The 16,008-nt window shown below is 62.9% G+C and carries 12 protein-coding genes and 3 tRNA genes; 7 read left to right on the top strand and 8 right to left on the bottom strand.

Translation table 11 applies throughout. The features are described from left to right. Both ACNFG0_RS10235 and ACNFG0_RS10240 read right to left on the bottom strand, forming a co-directional pair. The coding region (locus ACNFG0_RS10235) for a cache domain-containing protein (protein ID WP_416764693.1) at positions 1 to 663 on the bottom strand (663 nt) is incomplete at its 3' end. A gap of 248 nt (positions 664 to 911) precedes the next feature. After that, the gene (locus tag ACNFG0_RS10240) at positions 912 to 1,793 is read right to left on the bottom strand and encodes a LysR family transcriptional regulator (RefSeq protein ID WP_196147023.1); all 882 of its coding nucleotides are present in this window, start codon (positions 1,791 to 1,793) and stop codon (positions 912 to 914) included. 102 nt (positions 1,794 to 1,895) lie between these two features. Here ACNFG0_RS10240 and ACNFG0_RS10245 point away from each other — a divergent pair, with 102 nt between their 5' ends. Then, entirely contained in the window at positions 1,896 to 2,324 is a 429-nt protein-coding gene (locus ACNFG0_RS10245) for a PACE efflux transporter (protein WP_196155062.1), read from the top strand. A 113-nt stretch (positions 2,325 to 2,437) separates the two neighbouring features. Here the strand turns inward: ACNFG0_RS10245 and ACNFG0_RS10250 are convergent, their stop codons facing one another. The 6 genes from ACNFG0_RS10250 to folD form a co-directional block, all read right to left on the bottom strand. Further along, positions 2,438 to 3,478 carry a hypothetical protein gene (locus ACNFG0_RS10250; protein ID WP_196155063.1) on the bottom strand — a complete coding sequence of 347 codons (1,041 nt, stop codon included), beginning with the start codon at positions 3,476 to 3,478 and terminating at the stop codon, positions 2,438 to 2,440. Between the two features lie 72 nt (positions 3,479 to 3,550). Next, the gene (locus ACNFG0_RS10255; protein WP_196155064.1) at positions 3,551 to 4,246 is read right to left on the bottom strand and encodes a GntR family transcriptional regulator; all 696 of its coding nucleotides are present in this window, start codon (positions 4,244 to 4,246) and stop codon (positions 3,551 to 3,553) included. A 16-nt stretch (positions 4,247 to 4,262) separates the two neighbouring features. After that, a complete protein-coding gene (locus ACNFG0_RS10260; RefSeq protein ID WP_416764696.1) occupies positions 4,263 to 4,967 on the bottom strand; it encodes a FadR/GntR family transcriptional regulator in 705 nt (234 codons plus the stop codon). Between the two features lie 69 nt (positions 4,968 to 5,036). Then, positions 5,037 to 6,350 carry a C4-dicarboxylate transporter DctA gene (locus ACNFG0_RS10265; RefSeq protein ID WP_196146927.1) on the bottom strand — a complete coding sequence of 438 codons (1,314 nt, stop codon included), beginning with the start codon at positions 6,348 to 6,350 and terminating at the stop codon, positions 5,037 to 5,039. A 335-nt stretch (positions 6,351 to 6,685) separates the two neighbouring features. Then, the gene (locus ACNFG0_RS10270; RefSeq protein ID WP_416764698.1) at positions 6,686 to 11,488 is read right to left on the bottom strand and encodes a dermonecrotic toxin domain-containing protein; all 4,803 of its coding nucleotides are present in this window, start codon (positions 11,486 to 11,488) and stop codon (positions 6,686 to 6,688) included. A gap of 194 nt (positions 11,489 to 11,682) precedes the next feature. Next, complete coding sequence (gene folD, locus ACNFG0_RS10275; protein ID WP_196146925.1) at positions 11,683 to 12,537, bottom strand: bifunctional methylenetetrahydrofolate dehydrogenase/methenyltetrahydrofolate cyclohydrolase FolD; 855 nt, start codon at positions 12,535 to 12,537, stop codon at positions 11,683 to 11,685. A gap of 289 nt (positions 12,538 to 12,826) precedes the next feature. Between folD and ACNFG0_RS10280 the strand changes: the two genes are divergently transcribed. From ACNFG0_RS10280 to clpP, 6 genes are all read left to right on the top strand, one after another. Next, positions 12,827 to 12,903 (top strand) — tRNA-Arg (locus ACNFG0_RS10280). Between the two features lie 43 nt (positions 12,904 to 12,946). Next, positions 12,947 to 13,022 (top strand) — tRNA-His (locus ACNFG0_RS10285). A 56-nt stretch (positions 13,023 to 13,078) separates the two neighbouring features. Beyond that, positions 13,079 to 13,163 (top strand) — tRNA-Leu (locus tag ACNFG0_RS10290). 188 nt (positions 13,164 to 13,351) lie between these two features. Next, positions 13,352 to 13,651, top strand: coding sequence for a DUF6388 family protein (locus ACNFG0_RS10295; RefSeq protein WP_416764700.1), 300 nt, complete (start codon positions 13,352 to 13,354; stop codon positions 13,649 to 13,651). A 251-nt stretch (positions 13,652 to 13,902) separates the two neighbouring features. Next, positions 13,903 to 15,216: a trigger factor gene (gene tig, locus ACNFG0_RS10300; RefSeq protein WP_196146923.1), complete on the top strand. Its 1,314-nt coding sequence runs from the start codon at positions 13,903 to 13,905 to the stop codon at positions 15,214 to 15,216. 92 nt (positions 15,217 to 15,308) lie between these two features. Continuing rightward, a complete protein-coding gene (gene clpP, locus ACNFG0_RS10305) occupies positions 15,309 to 15,950 on the top strand; it encodes an ATP-dependent Clp endopeptidase proteolytic subunit ClpP (RefSeq protein WP_084854802.1) in 642 nt (213 codons plus the stop codon). Positions 15,951 to 16,008: the final 58 nt, after the last annotated feature.

Here is a 16,008-nt window from a genome sequence, read left to right on the forward strand (position 1 = left end):
ATCGGGGTAGATGTCCTTGAGGTTCTTCATCACCTGGTCCTTGTCGGGGCTGACGATCACCTGGCCGTTACGGTCGGCGAGGAAGGCGTGGCCGATGCCGCCGAAGTCCACGGCATTGATGATGTCCACCAGGGTATTGAGGCTCAGGTCGCCGCCGACCACGCCGAGCAGTTCGCCGCTGGCCTTGGCCTTGACCGGGATGGCGATGGTCACCACCAGGCCGCCCACCGACGCCTGGTAGGGCGGGGTCAGCAGGGTCTTGTTGGCCGTTACGGCGGCGGTGTACCACGGCCGCTGGCGCGGGTCATAGCCGTCGGGCATCTTGGCGTCCGGCCGCTGGGTGAACACGCCGTTGTTCTGGCCGAAATAGGTGAACTGGAAGTTGTTGGTGTACGACGGCTGGTCGACCAGCCCGGACAGGGTTTCACCGGTACCTTGCTGGGCGATGTCCTGGGCAAGGTTCTCAAGCACCAGGATGCGCCCGCTCATCCAGTTCTGCACGCTGCCGGCGGTCTGCGCCCCGGCCTGGCGTACGGAGGATTCGATGTTCTGGCGGATGGTGTTGCGCTGCAGGTAGTCGTTGTAGAGGGTGAACAAGGCAAATGCCAGGACAACGACGCCGCAGGCACTGAGCAGGATCTTGTGGCGGAATTTCAGGTTCATGTTTCGAGACCTTGGGCCGGTGAAGGGAGGACGCCGCGCGCTCGTGGCACGCATGGCGATACCTGTCACCAGGCTATCGGCCGGTCTTGAAAAATATTGAAAAAACTAGGCTCTGTCTGAAAAGTCTTGAGACGCCGGTCAGGCAAGGCGAAAACAGCCGAGGAAGCGGAGTTTACGGGTTGTAAATGAGCATTCCGAGGCTGTTTTCAACGCGGCATGACCAAGTATCAAGGCTTTTCAGACAGAGCCTAGGGATGACGGGCCAACAGTTCCACCAGGGTCCGAGCTGCCAGGTGCAGCGGCTGCTGCTTGAGCCAGAAGGCGTGCACCGGCAGCTCCAGGGCATTCTGGGTATTGCGAAAGTCCAGGCGCACCAGGCGACCGGCCTCGATCAGTGGCGCCACTCGGGACAAGGGGAAGTTGCCCCAGCCCAGGCCCGCCTCGACCATTTGCAAAGCCAGGTCCAGGCTGTTGCTGCGCCAATGGGTCGCCGCGACCAGCGGGCGCGGGTCGGACAGCGGCACGTCGATGCTGCGGACCAGGACCTGGCGCACGTTGAACAGGTCTTCCAGATAATGGATACGCCCGTTGCCCAGCGCAGGGTGGTGCGGTGAAAGGGTGGCCACCAGCGACTCTATGGCGATGTGCTGGAAACTGCGCCGAGGGTCCACGTGCAGGCCGGCGAAGGCCAGGCACAGGCTGACCCGACCGTCGTCGAGCAATTGCAGGGCTTCCTCCTGGGGCGCGCTGAGCAGTTCGATGTCCAGCAGTGGGTGCCGTTCGCCGAGCACGGCAATGGCCGCGAGCAAGGGGCTTTGGTCGATGTCGGGCACCACGGCGATGGCCAGGCGGCTCTCGAGGCCTCGGGAGAGCTCCAACGCATGGACTTGCAACAGACCCAGCTGTTCGGCGATCAGTCGGGCATGGGGCTCCAGAGCTCGGGCCTGGGCCGTTGGGCGTGCCTCGCGCGCGCCGCGTTCGAACAGTGGGTAGCCCAGTTCCGCCTCGAGATTGCCGATGGCCATGCTCACGGCCGAAGGCACGCGGGACAACGCCCGTGCGGCGGCGGAAAAGGACCCGCGGTCGAGCACGGCGAGAAACAGCTGGATATTGTCGCTGGAAAAATTCATGGATCGGCCTCCTTTCAATAAATCTGAAAGGTGCTGACTTTTTCTGTCAAGAAGATTGATTCATTCTGGCTGCCTTCGTGAAACATCCAGAGATTGAAAGCTGTGCAAGGACTCAAACGCAAACTGGTCTATGTGACCTTCTATGAACTGATCGGCCTGTGCATGTCGACCCTGGGGCTGGCGTACCTGTCCGACACCCAAGCGTCCCATACCGGGCCGCTGGCGGTGATGATCACCACCATCGCCATGCTCTGGAACCTGATCTACAACAGCCTGTTCGAATGGTGGGAAAGCCGCCAGGCCAAGCGTGGCCGTAGCGTGGCTCGGCGTGTTGGGCATGCCATCGGTTTCCAGTTGACCTTGGTGGTCTACTTGATCCCGCTGATCGCCTGGTGGCTGGACATGACCCTGGTGGAAGCGTTCCTGGTGGACCTGGCGTTCATCATCCTGGTGCCGTGCTACACCTTCGTCTACAACTGGGCGTTCGACCGCATCTTCGGCTTGCCGACGTCGGCGATGGCGACTGCCTGAAATGAAGGGGGCGGGTCGGGTGCTATCGCGGGGCAAGCCCGCTCCCACAGAAAAACGCATCACTATTTGAGTTTGCACGCCCTTTGTGGGAGCGGGCTTGCCCCGCGATGGCGTCAGGGCGGCAAACGGATCAACAGCGGCTCCTGCACCTGCTCCTCCGGCTTCGGCTGGCTGCCCAGCAGGCTGTCCTCGACTTGCCCCGACAGGTAGTAGACACCCGACATCGCGCCGCTCTGGCGGTTCTCCATCAGGTCCTGCCATTCTTCGTTCAGTGCCACATTCAGGATCACCCGCAATTGTTCGACCATCTGCGGGTGTTCCTGATCATGGGTGACCATGCCGTACCCCGCCACAGCGACCGAGATCAGCGTCCCGGCGGCCTTGCCCACGGCCGCTGCGACGGCACTGGCGATGCCGCGGGGCGCCAAGGTGGAGCCGAGCTTTTCACTGGCCCGGTTGGCCACCGACGATAGCCCGGCCTGGGTCTGTCCGGGGGCTTTGGCGGCCTGCCGGTGCAGGTGTTGGCGCAGGGCCTGCCAAGCCGGTTGCTGGTCCAGGGACTTGGCCCTGAGCAATTGATAGAGCGTGGCGTCCCGTGCCGCTGGCGGGCCCAGGGCGATGATTCTGATGCGGTTGAGCCGCTGGCTGACCTGGTCGGGTGGGGCGTTGTAGCGCTGGATGATGGTGGGCAATTGCTGGCCGAACAGTTGCAGGTACAGTTCGCTGGCGCGGTCACGGATCCCTTCGGGGTTGATCTGCTCGGCCACAGGTTCGATCACCCGACGGTGATACTGTTCCTGCAGGTACAGCGCCAGGCGCCGTTCGGGCGGCTCGGCGCCATCGCCGCTGTTCATCTTGTACCAGGCCACCTTGAGCGTCAGCCACTGCTGGGTCCAGTAGCCAGTGAACCATGGGATGAAGTCGCTTTCGGTGCGCTGTTGCACCTGGTCCTTCCATACCCGCATGGAGCGCCGGGCATAGTCGTTGGCCGAACCGGTGGCGGCTACCGATGCCTCGATCAGGTCTTGATCGATGCGTTGCCAGATAGCTGGCGTAAGGACCGCCGGTGGCGGCGGGGCAGGCGGGCGCTTGCCGGCGCACCCGGCCAGGGCCAGCGACAGGCAGAACAGCAGAAGCAGGATGCGCCGGTTCACGCGGCTGGCCTTCCTGGGTAGAGAGGGAGCGGTTATCCGAGTATAGGCACGATGTTCCCGCTCCCACAGGGCCTATGCACCTGTACCCTGATCCAGGTCCAGCTTGGCCTCCAGATGATCCAGATGGTCATGCATCAGCGCCAGCGCGGCATCCACGTCGCCGTTTTCCACGGCATCGATGATCGCCGCGTGTTCCTGCCAGGCGCAATGGTCGCAGCAGGGGGATTCGTAGCGGGCGATGATGAGCGACGTCATCGGCACCAGGCCATTGAGAAAGCGGGCCAGGGGCGCGTTGGCGGCCATCTGCGCGAGCTTGAGGTGGAACTCGCCACCCAGGCGGATTGCCGTGCAGCGCTCGCCGCGTTCATGGTGAAGGCGCTCGCGCTCGACCAATTGGCGTAATTGACGGATCTGCGCCGGGCGTGCGCGTTGGGTGGCCAGGCTGATCAGCGTGGTCTCGGCCAGGCGTCGGGCGCTGAGTACCTGGCGGGCCTGTTGCGGGTCAGGGGTGGCCAGGTGCGCGGTGTGGCTGGGACGCTGGACCACCACCTGCTGGTCCGACAGGCGTCCCAACACCCGGCGGATCACCGTGCGGCTGACGCCGAAGGCATTGCCCAGGGCCTGCTCGGGCAGGGCGCTGCCCGGAGGCAGGCGTTGCTCGAGAATGGCATCGAACAGGCGGGGGTAGATCTGCTCGGCCGAAAGGCGGGTCTCGCCGCTGGCGAGCAGGGCAGGCAGGCGAGGGGAGGCGTGGGCACAGGCGGTCATGGTCGCGCTCCTTGGGTCATTGACCCGAATGCTCATCGGGAATGTTCAGTTCGATGCCCATGCGCTGGCCTTCCTCGAGGATATGCCGGCGCATCTGGGCACTGGCCTGGGCGCTGTTCTTGTCGCGGATGGCACGCACCACCGCTTCGTTTTCCTTCAGCCGAGCGGCCAGGTGTTCGGGCGAATTGCGCAGCATCTCGGTGCTCTGCTTGAGGGCATTGCCGGTCTGTTGCACCACGCTCTGGAAGATCGGGTTGGTGGTCAGGCCGAACAGCGCCTCGTGGAAGGCGATATAGGCATTGACCCCGGCCTCGCTGTCGCCGGCCTCCAGCGCTTCGCGCATGTCCATCAGGGTCAGGCGCAGTTGGCCGATGTCCTGGCTGTTGGCCGATTGGGCGACCAGCCCGACGATGAACGGCTCGAGGGTATAGCGCAGCTCCAGCACGTCGGCCAGGCTGGCTGTGGCGACGGTCTCGACGGCCGGTTCCTGGGCAGCGGCCTCCATGTCGAGCACCAGCACGCCCTTGCCCGGCATCGAGCGCACCAGGCCCAGGGTTTCCAGCACGGTCACCGCTTCGCGCAGGCTGGGACGGCTGATCCCCAGTTGTTCTGCCAGCTCACGCTGGCCGGGCAGCATTTCGCCGCTGCGCCACTGGCCGCTGGCCAGGGCCTGGCGGAGTTTTTCCACCACTGAGTTGACGACGGTTGATGAGCTGATCACGGTTCGCTCCATGGTTACAAATTACAGCGTGTGCAGTGCAGCCGACGCATCGCGCCGGCTGCGGATATTTCAGAATTCCTGTTGATGGGCCTGGGGCGGTTGTTTGCGAGGCGTGGTGGTGAAGCCCGGCTTGCCGGACAGCACGTTGTTCGCCCGCTCCATGTCGATGTCCTTTTCCCAGCGGGCGATCGCCACGGTGGCCACGCAGTTGCCGATCAGGTTGGTCAGCGCCCGGCCGATGCCCATGAACCAGTCCACGGCCAGCACCAGCACCAGGCCTACCACCGGAATAGCCGGTACCGCGGTCAGGGTGGCGGCCAGGATCACCAGGGCCGAGCCTGGGATGCCATGGGCACCCTTGGAAGTCACCAGCGACACCAGCAGGATAGTCAGCAGGTCGGTCATGGCCAGCGGCGTACCGGTGGCGTTGGCGATGAAGACGATGGCCAGGGTCAGGTAGATCGAGAAGCCATCGAGGTTGAACGAGTAACCGGTAGGGATCACCAGGCCCACGGTGGAGCTGCCGATGCCCAGGTGTTCGAGCTTGCGCATGATCTGCGGCAACACGGCGTCGGAGGAGGCGGTGCCCAGGACGATGGTCAGTTCTTCACGCAGGTACTTGATGAACGGCAGCAGCTTCAAGCCCGACAGACGCATCACGGTACCCAGGATGATCAGCACGAAGCCTGCGCAGGTCAGATAGAAGAGCGCCACCAGGCCGCCCAAGTGCTGCAGCGACTCCAGGCCGTACTTGCTGGTGGTGAAGGCAATGGCGCCGAATACGCCCAGCGGTGCCAGGCGCACGATCATGCCCATGATGCGGAACACCACATGGCTGAGCTCGTTGATAAGCCGCGAGATGCCGGACGCCGATTCACCCACCAGGTTCAGGGCACTGCCGAACAGCACCGAGAACAGCAGGACCTGGAGAATATTGTTGTCAGCGAAGGCGCCGATCACGGAGGTGGGGATCAGGTCCATGAAGAACGCCGTGGCGCCGTGGATGTGCTGGCCGCGTTCGGCCAGGCTGCTGGCGTCGGCGCTGGAGAGTTGGTCCAGATGGATATTGGCGCCGCTGCCGATGCCGCTGGTGAAGGCGAACACCAGGCCGATCACCAGGGCGATGGTGGTCAGTACTTCGAAGTAGATCACCGATTTCAGGCCGATGCGCCCGACCTTCTTCAGGTCGCCAGCGCCGGAAATGCCACTGACCACCACACAGAACACGATCAGGCCGATGAGCATCTTGATCAGCTTGATGAACCCGTCACCCAGGGGTTTGAGCTGCAAGGACACTTCGGGGAAGCTGAGGCCGCAGGCGATGCCGAGGGCAAGGCCCAGCACCACTTGGAGGAAGATCGAACGCGAGCACCATTTGAGCATGGGAGGGATCTCTGGTCGGTGTCCTTGCTTCGGTGCCGGCGAGGGCGAAAGAGCGCAGGACTTAATTATTGTGGTCTTACCGGTTTGTTCAGCGCCCGTTCATAAAACGCCGATTTTTTACATTTTGCAAGCAATTTTGGCCTTACCGGTCTGACCAGTTGGGTCGCGTCCAGGGAACGGCAGGTTGGCCCTGCCATTGCGGGGGGTGATGGCAAAGGCTTCTCCTTTGATGGCGGGACAAGTCGGGCCGCCGCTTCCCCAGTGATCGTGCTGGATCACAGGGGCGAGCGTGGGCAGGCTTGCCCTGCGAGGGGGGGGCGCGCAACGCCGGGGCGTCACTGGCGCGGCAGATAAGCCTCGGCCATGGCCTCGGTGAGTTGGCGAAGCAAGGCCGCATCGGCTTCATGGCGCGTCGCCAGGAGCAGTTCACCGGCCCGACGATAAAGGGCATCTTCGTTGCGATAGCGGTTCGAGACCAGGTCGATGCGCTGCAGGATGCCGTCGCGCCGCCAGGGGACATCGGGACGTTCCCGTTGCAGGGCTTCGATGAAGGCGTCCGGTACCGCAGGGCCTTCATAGGCGCTGACTTCGCCTGCTTCACTCAGTGCATCGAAATACACACTGGCGCCGTTCCAGGCATCGCCCAGGCGCCTGAAATCCTCGGGATGCAGGCGCTGCAGCCAGGCTTGCCAGAATGGCTGTTCGCCGGCCCATTGAACGATGGCTTGAGCGGTGGCTTGCGCTTCTATCCCTTGGGCCAGGCGCTCCAGGGTGGCCGGGCTCAGGCGCGCCAGGTAATCGAAGCTGATTTCGCTGGGTTGGGGGGGCAGCCCCAGGCGTTGCAGTAGTCGCATCCTGGCATGCAAGGCCATTTCCAGTTCATCGAGCAGGAAGGTCGGTTCGCTCAGCTGCGCGTCGCTGATGTCATCCTCGGCCTGCAGCGGCGGGGCTTCGTCCGCGGCGGTGCCTTCGAGCAGCGCCCTGCGCCTGGCGACGCGGGCGTCATAGACCTTGCCAATGCGCTCATCGAGCAGGCGCTGGCGCAGCAGGGAACTGACGATGACCACGGCCATCGATTCGCTGGCCTCGTCCGGGGCCGCCTGCAGGACTTGCTGCCATACCAGCACTTCGGTCTCGACCTGCTGGAACAAAAGCGTAGCCTGGTCGACGCAACCTTGGGCGGCTTCGTTGATCAGCCCGATCACATGTTCCTGCACTTGGGCCTGGCCCCAGCGTTCGTTACCCACTGCTTGCTCTCGGGCGGTCAGTTGTTCGAGGATCGTTTGCATGCGCCGGCGCATGGTGCCTGGGCTGTTGTGGTAGTCCTGGGTGTCTTCTAGGCGATGGAACAGGTCGTACAGAGGCTGCCATTCAGGCGCTTCGAATGTATCGGAAATATGCGCGCGCAGAGGTTCTGGAAAATCGGTCAGCCAGCCAAGCACATTGGCTTGGGGCGCCGTGGGCAGGCCTGCGTCATTCAAACGCTGCAGGGCAAGGGCATCGAACGGGTTGCTCTGGAACGAATGGTACATGCCGGCTTCGCGCGCCCTTATCGCCGCCGCGAAGGTCGTGTGTTGTAGTGCGGGGGCGTCGTGCAGTTGGTTGTTGCTGAGGTCCACGGCGCGCAGTACCAGGGGCTGTTGGTTCATCAGCTCTGGCAGCCCGACCGGCCAATGGGCGATGCCGGTGCGTTCCAGGTCGAGCCGTTGCAGGTGGGTCCAGCCGGTGAGGTCGGGCTCAAGGTCCAAGGGGTTATCGTGGAGAAACAGGATGCGCAGTCGGTCGAGGCCGGCCAGTGCGGCGCGAGAGGCCGGGGTCAGGGTGATGTCGTTCTGGCCCAGGCTCAACTCCTCCAGGGCTGGCCAGCGCTGCAGCGCCCGGAAGTGTTGCTCCTCGAACAACAGTTCATTCATTTCCGCTTGCAGCGCGCGTAGCTGCGTAAGTTGCGCCAGACGCTCCAGGGCGGTTGCCGGCAGGTCAGCGACCGCAGCGGTGAGGTTCAGGGCGTGCAGGCGCGTCAGGCGGCACAAGATCGCCAGGTTGGACTCGCTGTTCATGTCCAGGTTGTTTTCCGACAGGTCCAACGACCTCAGCTGCTCCAGTTCGCCCAGCTGTGTCGGCAGCAGGGTCAGGCCATTTTCGGTGAGTTCCAGTTCTCGCACCCCGGGGAACGCTGTCAGAAATGCACCGAGGCTTTCATTGCCTGCGCGCCACAGGCCGGTGATGGTGAGTTGGTGCACGTAAGGCAATTGCACGCCAAGGGTTGGCAGGGCGCCGACATGTTCGCCATCGAGACTCAGACTCACCTGGTCCAGGCCGCCGTTGGGATGGTTGTTTTCCCGCCGCCATGCCTGGCGGACCCGTTCTGCCAGGGCCTGACGTGCGGCGCGCTGCTGCTCGACCCGGTCAGCGGCCACCGCTTGCGTATCCTGGACCCAGGCTTGCAATGCCCCGTCGAGCTGGCGGTACTGTTGCTGGAGCTCGTGCATCAGTTGGCTGAAGGCGACAGGGTCGTTACCAGCCTGCTGGCGCAGGCGGGTACGCAGGTTTTCCCGGTCATTGTCCAGATTGGCGGGAAACAGTTGGTCGAACACTTCATCCGGCGTCTGCAAACCCTGGCCTCGACCGCTCAGCCGATAGCCGATGCGTTGGTCGCCGGGCAGGCGTGTCGGCAGGCGGTACATCGGGCGAACTGGAGATAGGCCCAAATCGCGCGCGGCCTGCTGGCGATCCTCGGTCAACCGCTCGAGCAACCGGTCGCGCAGGGCATCGGGTTCATGGATGTTAATGCCGAGCGCATCACGTTCGCTGTCGGGCAAGGCCTGGAGGATGGCCTGGAACAGGTTTGTAGGGCCGGATAGCGCCTCTGCGTTCTGATCCAAGGGCTGATAGCCGCTGTCCAGACGCACCAGGGTCCTGGTCGAAGTACCCGCTTGGCCTGTCTCGCCCAGCAACTGGCCGTTGACACGCTCGGCGTGCAATTGCAGGTGGATTTCTCCGGTCCAGCCAGACAGGCGCTGGAGTGCTGCCAAGACCAACATGTCGCGGTCGGCCATGGCGCCGTTGGCGCGGTAGAAACCCACCAAGGCGCGATTGATGCGAGCCTCACGCAAGTACAGCCGTGCCGTTTCGCTCAAGGACAGCGGCAGGCGGCCGGTGCGTTGCAGCGCTCGCAGGTCTCGAGATTGCGCCCGGTCGAGGATTTCGCGACGCGCATGGCGGCCCAGTGCAGGGAAATCCCGCATCAGCAGTGCCTCGCCAGGGCGACCAGCAGGCACGGCGTGGTCAGCGCCAAATGCTTCGAGGCTGTCGAGCAGCAAGGCGGGCAACGGCAGACGATCGGTGAACACCTGGCGCAAGGTGGCATCGTCGTAGCCGCTGCAACGCAAGGCCTGGGCGAGGGCACTTGTATCCAGGTCGGCAGCGATCGGGCCCAGGCGTCGGAGCAATTGATCCCTCGACCAGGACAGGGGGCGTTCATGGTCCAGTACCCAGGGCCCTTCCATGGTGCCTCGTAGCATGGGTTGATGGCGATGCCCGGCCGCCCGGGCCAATCGCCATTGACCATCCGGCGCAGGTTCGACCGGATAGCTGTGGCCCTCCCGCGCCAGCCATTGGCGCGACCGCCATGCATAGAGGCCGTCGCGCGGTGCGGCCTGCGTCGGGCGGGGCCTGGCAAAGGGTTCAAGGCCGCCATGCCAGAGTCGTTGCTCGTCGCCGTGTCCGATCCTGTGCCAATCGTGCAAGGCGCCTTCGGGCAGGCTGAAATGGACTGCCGCACTCAGCGCCGCCACTTGGGCGAGGTTCTCGAACACCTCGAACAGGTGTCCGATCGCCGCATCTGCATCACCCTCATTGGCGGCATGCACACCTTCGAGGAACTCATCGACCAACTGAGCGCCGCCCACCACCAACATGAGTTCACCCAGCCCCGGCACGAAGAAACCGGCCACATTCAGCACCGACAGGCCCACGCTGAGCCACTGTTCGAGGTGTTCGAGCTGGGCCGCGGCATCCCGTTGCGCGACCGGCACGGCGATGGCGGCCGCATCGGCGAGCATACGTTGGACCTGGATACGTGCGCGTGCCGTGAAACAGTCATCCGACCAGCGCGTGGCCGCCAAAGGTAAGCGTGCATTCTTGTCCAGCGTCGCCTGCCAGAGGTCGCGAGGGCTGGGGAACATGCGCTTGAGCCAGCTGAAGGTGTCGCCTTCCTCGATCACGGGGGGAATGGTCTGCACGCTGGCGTAGGGGTAGTAGGGGTACAGCGCCTTGCGCAGCCGGAAGGCGAGCGCCGGGCGTTGGGTATGGCTTGTGTAACGGCTGAAGAACGCCCGCTCGCTGTCTTTCCAGAGCAATCGTGTCAGGGCTTTACCGGCAGCCTTCAGCGAAGGGTATTGACGCAACGGCTGACGCGGGTGCCCAGGCAGGTAGAGAAGGCAGGGCTCGATGTCCTCCAGTGGCTCCCGGCGGATCAGCAGCGGGCCATTGAGCGGTATTTCGAAGAGGGTCAGGTAGCTGCACGCCAACGGGGCAGGTTTGCCTTCCTCATCGAGCAGAAAACGATCGCCCGCCCGGGCGGCATCGGCCAGCGCACGCCCATGGGCGTCGATATGCCCCTGCAATTGGGCGTGGAGCGTATCGGCAGCGAAGGCTGCGCGGTCCTGCTCGCGCAACAGCCTGTGAAAGTCCGCTGTGGCGACATGGTCGCAGAGGTGATTGCGGTATCGCTGCCCCAGGTCGAGGTTGCGCACGCCTTTCACGAACCGGGTGCTGTCCAGTTGCATTGGGGCCTGGTCAGTGCTGGAAAAGTACAGTTCGACCTGGGCGTCGCTGTCGAAATTCTGCAAGGCCGCCTCTAGCCAGGATTGGCCGCCTTTGTCACGGCTGGTACGCAGCCACCCTTTTTCGACGGTGGGCAGCTCACGGTCGTCGAACCAATGACCCATCGCATCGTCCAGCAGCGGGCGGCAGAAAGCCTCGATCGGCTGCACCTGCGCCAATACTCGTTGGACGTGTCGGGTGGCGCGATGGCTGTCGCGGACCACTTGTTCCAGTTGCTGGCGCTGCGCCGGTGTGGCGGCTTTCAGCCAACGGGGCATGCGGGTGTCGATGAATGCGAGATGGGAAGTGCTCATGGCTGGACCTCGGAGGAAGGAACAGCGAGCCTAGTGAGAGGGAGGAGGGCGGTTGGGTTAGATAGATACCGCAGGGATTGTTGGGGCTACTGTACAGCCCTTTCGCGGCACAAGTCCGCTCCGACATAGGGCGCGTAAGCCCATGCGGGAGCGGCCTTGTGCCGCGTAACAAGGCCGGCAAGCGGCCAATCGCCTTACTTGTGCAGCTCTTCGGCTGCGTAGAGCGTGTTTTCCAGCAGGCAGGCCCGGGTCATCGGGCCGACACCGCCTGGGACCGGCGTGATCCAGCCCGCGCGGGGCAGGGCGGTCTCGAAGACCACATCGCCGACCAGCTTGCCATCTTCCTGGCGGTTGATGCCGACGTCGATGACGATCGCACCTTCCTTGATCCACTCACCCTTGACCAGGCCCGGCTTGCCGGCAGCGACCACCACCAGGTCGGCACGGCCCACATGGCCGGCCAGGTCCTGGGTGAAGCGGTGGCAGACGGTGACCGTGCAACCGCCCAGCAGCAACTCCATGGCCATGGGACGGCCGACGATATTGGAGGCGCCGACGATCACTGCGTTCATGCCGTACAGGTCCTGGCCGGTGCTCTCGAGCAGGGTCATGATGCCCTTCGGGGTGCACGGGCGCAGCAACGGGATGCGCTGGGCCAGGCGGCCGATATTGTAGGGGTGGAAGCCGTCGACGTCCTTGTCCGGACGAATGCGCTCGAGCAACAGCGAGGCATCCAGGTGTTCCGGCAGGGGGAGCTGCAAGAGGATGCCGTCGACGGCCGGGTCGTCGTTGAGGCGGTCGATCAGGTCGGTCAGGGCTTGCTGCGTGGTCTCGCTGGGCAGGTCGTAGGCCTGGGAAATGAAGCCGACCTCTTCGCAGTCCTTGCGCTTGTGCGAGACATAGACTTGGGAGGCGGGGTCGGTGCCGACCAGGATCACCGCCAGGCCCGGCGTACGCAGGCCTTGCTGGCGACGCTCCACGACACGTTGAGCGATCTGCTGGCGCAGGTTGGCGGCGATCGCCTTGCCATCGATTAGGTGTGCAGTCATAGACGCGTGATTAACCATCGAGAAGGGAACATAAATGAGGGCGCATTCTCGCACGACACGGCCCGAGGGCAAAGGCGGGTGGTCGGCCAAATCCTCTAACCCCTTAAATAAACTAAATTTTTTTGAAAAAAGTGTTGACGACCTGCCGGCTCGTCTATAACATTCGTCGCACTTGTCGGGCAGAGCCTAGCACTGGTTAGCAAGGTCAGGCAGAATAAGCGGATTTGTTAGCTTGTTCGGTACGGCTGAAAAGTTGATTTGCAATCGTAACAGAAAGCAGATTGAATATGCGCCCGTAGCTCAGCTGGATAGAGCATCCGCCTTCTAAGCGGATGGTCGCAGGTTCGAGTCCTGCCGGGTGCGCCATTAGGCAGCTTTGGCACAGCAAGTAACGCAATACCGCAATATGGTGGGCGTAGCTCAGTTGGTAGAGCGCTGGATTGTGATTCCAGTTGTCGTGGGTTCGATTCCCATCGTCCACCCCATATTCTCGAAGGCGCCTTGATTGTATAATCTGGCGCCTTTGCTTTAAGTGCTCCACGCGGACGTGGTGAAATTGGTAGACACACTGGATTTAGGTTCCAGCGGCGCAAGCTGTAAGAGTTCGAGTCTCTTCGTCCGCACCATCCATAGTTTCGCCCATTGCGCGAAACGCCCAGAAAAAGCCGCCTAGAGCGGCTTTTTTTGTGCGCGCGTATCGGCGACGCCCCCTCGCTCTGCCAGCTAGCTTGCAATCCACTGGTGGCGCCCCAATAAAAGCTGATAGATTTCAGTCGGTTGAAACACCGGCCAAGGGGTCGGCAGAGGAATCGCCATGATTGCAAAAGAAGCCCGCCAGGCCCTGGCATTGCAACGCTTTGCGCAAGCCAACCCGCAGTTGCTCGAGGAGATCCGCGGGCTGGATGAGCGCGAGCAGGCCCAGCAGATCCAGTGGGCGTTCGAAGATGCGGCCGATGAGCAGGGGGTCGAACCCTGGGAGCTGGCCTTGCAGCTGATCGCTGAGAACCCCGAGCAATTGCAGGCCATGCGCCTTGAGGTGCACCGTGAGGTTGCCGAGGCACTGGGCATGAGCTGGGAGGAGTACTGCCAGTTCAACGAGATCGATGACCAATAAGTGCCGGCTTTTATATAGCTGCATTTGTTTAACAAGTTTTTACAGCCTGCGCGAGGTGCGATTACCGCCGCGCAGTACCGAACCGCAAAGCGCCCGACGGCACGCCGCCTGGGCCTTTCAAGGAAATCGACCGGCGTGCTTTCCCGTCGTCCAGGGTGGGGTGACTTCTGGTGCGTGAGTCACTAGAATGCTTGCCCTTGATTCTGGAGTCGGGCAATCGCCGGCTAACGTCTGTGCAACGAGGAATATCCATGCAAGTTTCTGTTGAAAACACTTCCGCTCTCGAGCGTCGCATGACCATCGCCGTTCCGGCCGAGCGCGTCGAGAACGAAGTCAACAAGCGTCTGCAACAGACTGCCCGTCGCGCCAAGGTTCCAGGCTTCCGTCCTGGCAAAGTGCCGATGAGCGTGATCCGTCAGCGTTATGAAGACGCAGCCCGCCAGGAAGCCTTCGGTGACCTGGTCCAGGCTTCCTTCTACGAAGCCGTGGTCGAGCAGAAGCTGAACCCGGCCGGCGCCCCTGCCGTCGAGCCGAAGTCCTTCGAAAAGGGCAAGGACCTGGAATTCGTCGCGATCTTCGAAGTCTTCCCGGAATTCACCGTTGGCGGCCTGGAGTCGATCAACGTCGAGCGCCTGAGCGCCGAAGTGGCTGACGCCGACCTGGACAACATGCTCGAAGTGCTGCGCAAGCAGAACGTGCGCTTCGAGGCCGTCGAGCGCGCCGCGCAGAACGACGACCAGGTCAACATCGATTTCGTCGGCAAGATCGACGGTGAAGCCTTCGCCGGCGGTTCGGCCAAGGGCACCCAGCTGGTGCTGGGCTCCGGCCGCATGATCCCGGGCTTCGAAGACGGCCTGGTAGGCGCCAAGGCAGGCGAAGAGCGCGTTGTCAACGTGACCTTCCCTGAGGACTACCAGAACCTGGACCTGGCCGGCAAGGCCGCCGAGTTCACCATCACCGTCAACAGCGTCTCGGCTCCTCAGCTGCCTGAGCTGAACGAAGATTTCTTCGCCCAGTTCGGCATCAAGGAATCGACCCTGGAAGGTTTCCGCGCCGAAGTTCGCAAGAACATGGAGCGTGAGCTGCGCCAGGCCATCAAGGCCAAGGTCAAGAACCAGGTCATGGACGGTCTGCTGGCCGCCAACCCGGTCGACGTGCCGAAAGCCCTGCTGGAAAACGAAGTCAACCGTCTGCGCGTGCAGGCTGTCCAGCAGTTCGGTGGCAATATCAAGCCTGAGCAACTGCCGGCCGAACTGTTCGAAGAGCAGGCCAAGCGTCGCGTGGTCCTGGGCCTGATCGTCGCCGAAGTGGTCAAGCAGTTCGAGCTCAAGCCGGACGAAGCCAAGGTCCGCGAAATGATCGAGGAAATGGCCTCGGCCTACCAGGAGCCAGAACAGGTCATCGCCTGGTACTACAAGAACGACCAGCAGATGAACGAAGTCCGTTCGGTTGTGCTGGAAGAACAAGTTGTAGATACTGTCCTGCAGAAAGCGACTGTGACCGACAAGTCGGTCTCGTACGAAGAAGCTGTCAAGCCAGCACAGGCACCTGCCGCCGCTGAGTGATAGGTCTTCTCTCGTAGGAAACCCCCACAAGCCAGCCTTCGAGCTGGCTTGTGCGTATTCAAGCCATGACTATTTGGGAGTGAGTGCAGGACATGTCCCGCAATTCTTATATTCAGCAGAGCTCCGACATCCAGGCCGCGGGCGGCCTGGTCCCGATGGTTATCGAGCAGTCCGCCCGTGGCGAGCGCGCCTACGACATCTACTCCCGCCTGTTGAAGGAGCGAGTGATTTTCCTGGTTGGCCCCGTAGAGGACTACATGGCCAACCTGGTGGTGGCACAACTGCTGTTCCTTGAAGCGGAAAACCCGGACAAGGATATCCATCTGTACATCAATTCGCCGGGTGGCTCGGTGACTGCGGGCATGTCGATCTACGACACCATGCAGTTCATCAAGCCGGACGTCTCGACCATCTGCATCGGCCAGGCCTGCAGCATGGGTGCCTTCCTGCTCGCGGCCGGTGCCGCTGGCAAGCGCCACTGCCTGCCGAACTCGCGCGTGATGATTCACCAACCGCTGGGCGGCTTCCAGGGCCAGGCGACCGATATCGAGATCCATGCCCAGGAAATCCTCAACATCAAGGCGCGCCTGAACGAGCTCTTGGCCTACCACACCGGCCAGGACCTGGAAACCATCAAGCGCGACACCGAACGCGACAACTTCATGAGCGCTGCGCGCGCGGCCGAGTACGGCCTGATCGACTCGGTCTACGACAAGCGGCAACTGGCGTCCTGAACCAAGGTGCCAGAGCGGGTGGGCGCTGAAAGCGCCTACCTGCGGACTTGAAAAAGCC

Source organism: Pseudomonas sp. NY15372 (assembly GCF_048068215.1).
Taxonomy (GTDB): Bacteria; Pseudomonadota; Gammaproteobacteria; order Pseudomonadales; family Pseudomonadaceae; genus Aquipseudomonas; species Aquipseudomonas guariconensis_A.

Bases quoted from the DNA above. Each gene is read 5' to 3' on its own strand.
- ACNFG0_RS10270 (WP_416764698.1), bottom strand. From the start codon at position 11,488: ATGAGCACTTCCCATCTCGCATTCATCGACACCCGCATGCCCCGTTGG.
- clpP (WP_084854802.1), top strand. From the start codon at position 15,309: ATGTCCCGCAATTCTTATATTCAGCAGAGCTCCGACATCCAGGCCGCG.
- ACNFG0_RS10255 (WP_196155064.1), bottom strand. From the start codon at position 4,246: ATGACCGCCTGTGCCCACGCCTCCCCTCGCCTGCCTGCCCTGCTCGCC.
- ACNFG0_RS10295 (WP_416764700.1), top strand. From the start codon at position 13,352: ATGATTGCAAAAGAAGCCCGCCAGGCCCTGGCATTGCAACGCTTTGCG.
- ACNFG0_RS10265 (WP_196146927.1), bottom strand. From the start codon at position 6,350: ATGCTCAAATGGTGCTCGCGTTCGATCTTCCTCCAAGTGGTGCTGGGC.
- ACNFG0_RS10240 (WP_196147023.1), bottom strand. From the start codon at position 1,793: ATGAATTTTTCCAGCGACAATATCCAGCTGTTTCTCGCCGTGCTCGAC.
- folD (WP_196146925.1), bottom strand. From the start codon at position 12,537: ATGACTGCACACCTAATCGATGGCAAGGCGATCGCCGCCAACCTGCGC.
- tig (WP_196146923.1), top strand. From the start codon at position 13,903: ATGCAAGTTTCTGTTGAAAACACTTCCGCTCTCGAGCGTCGCATGACC.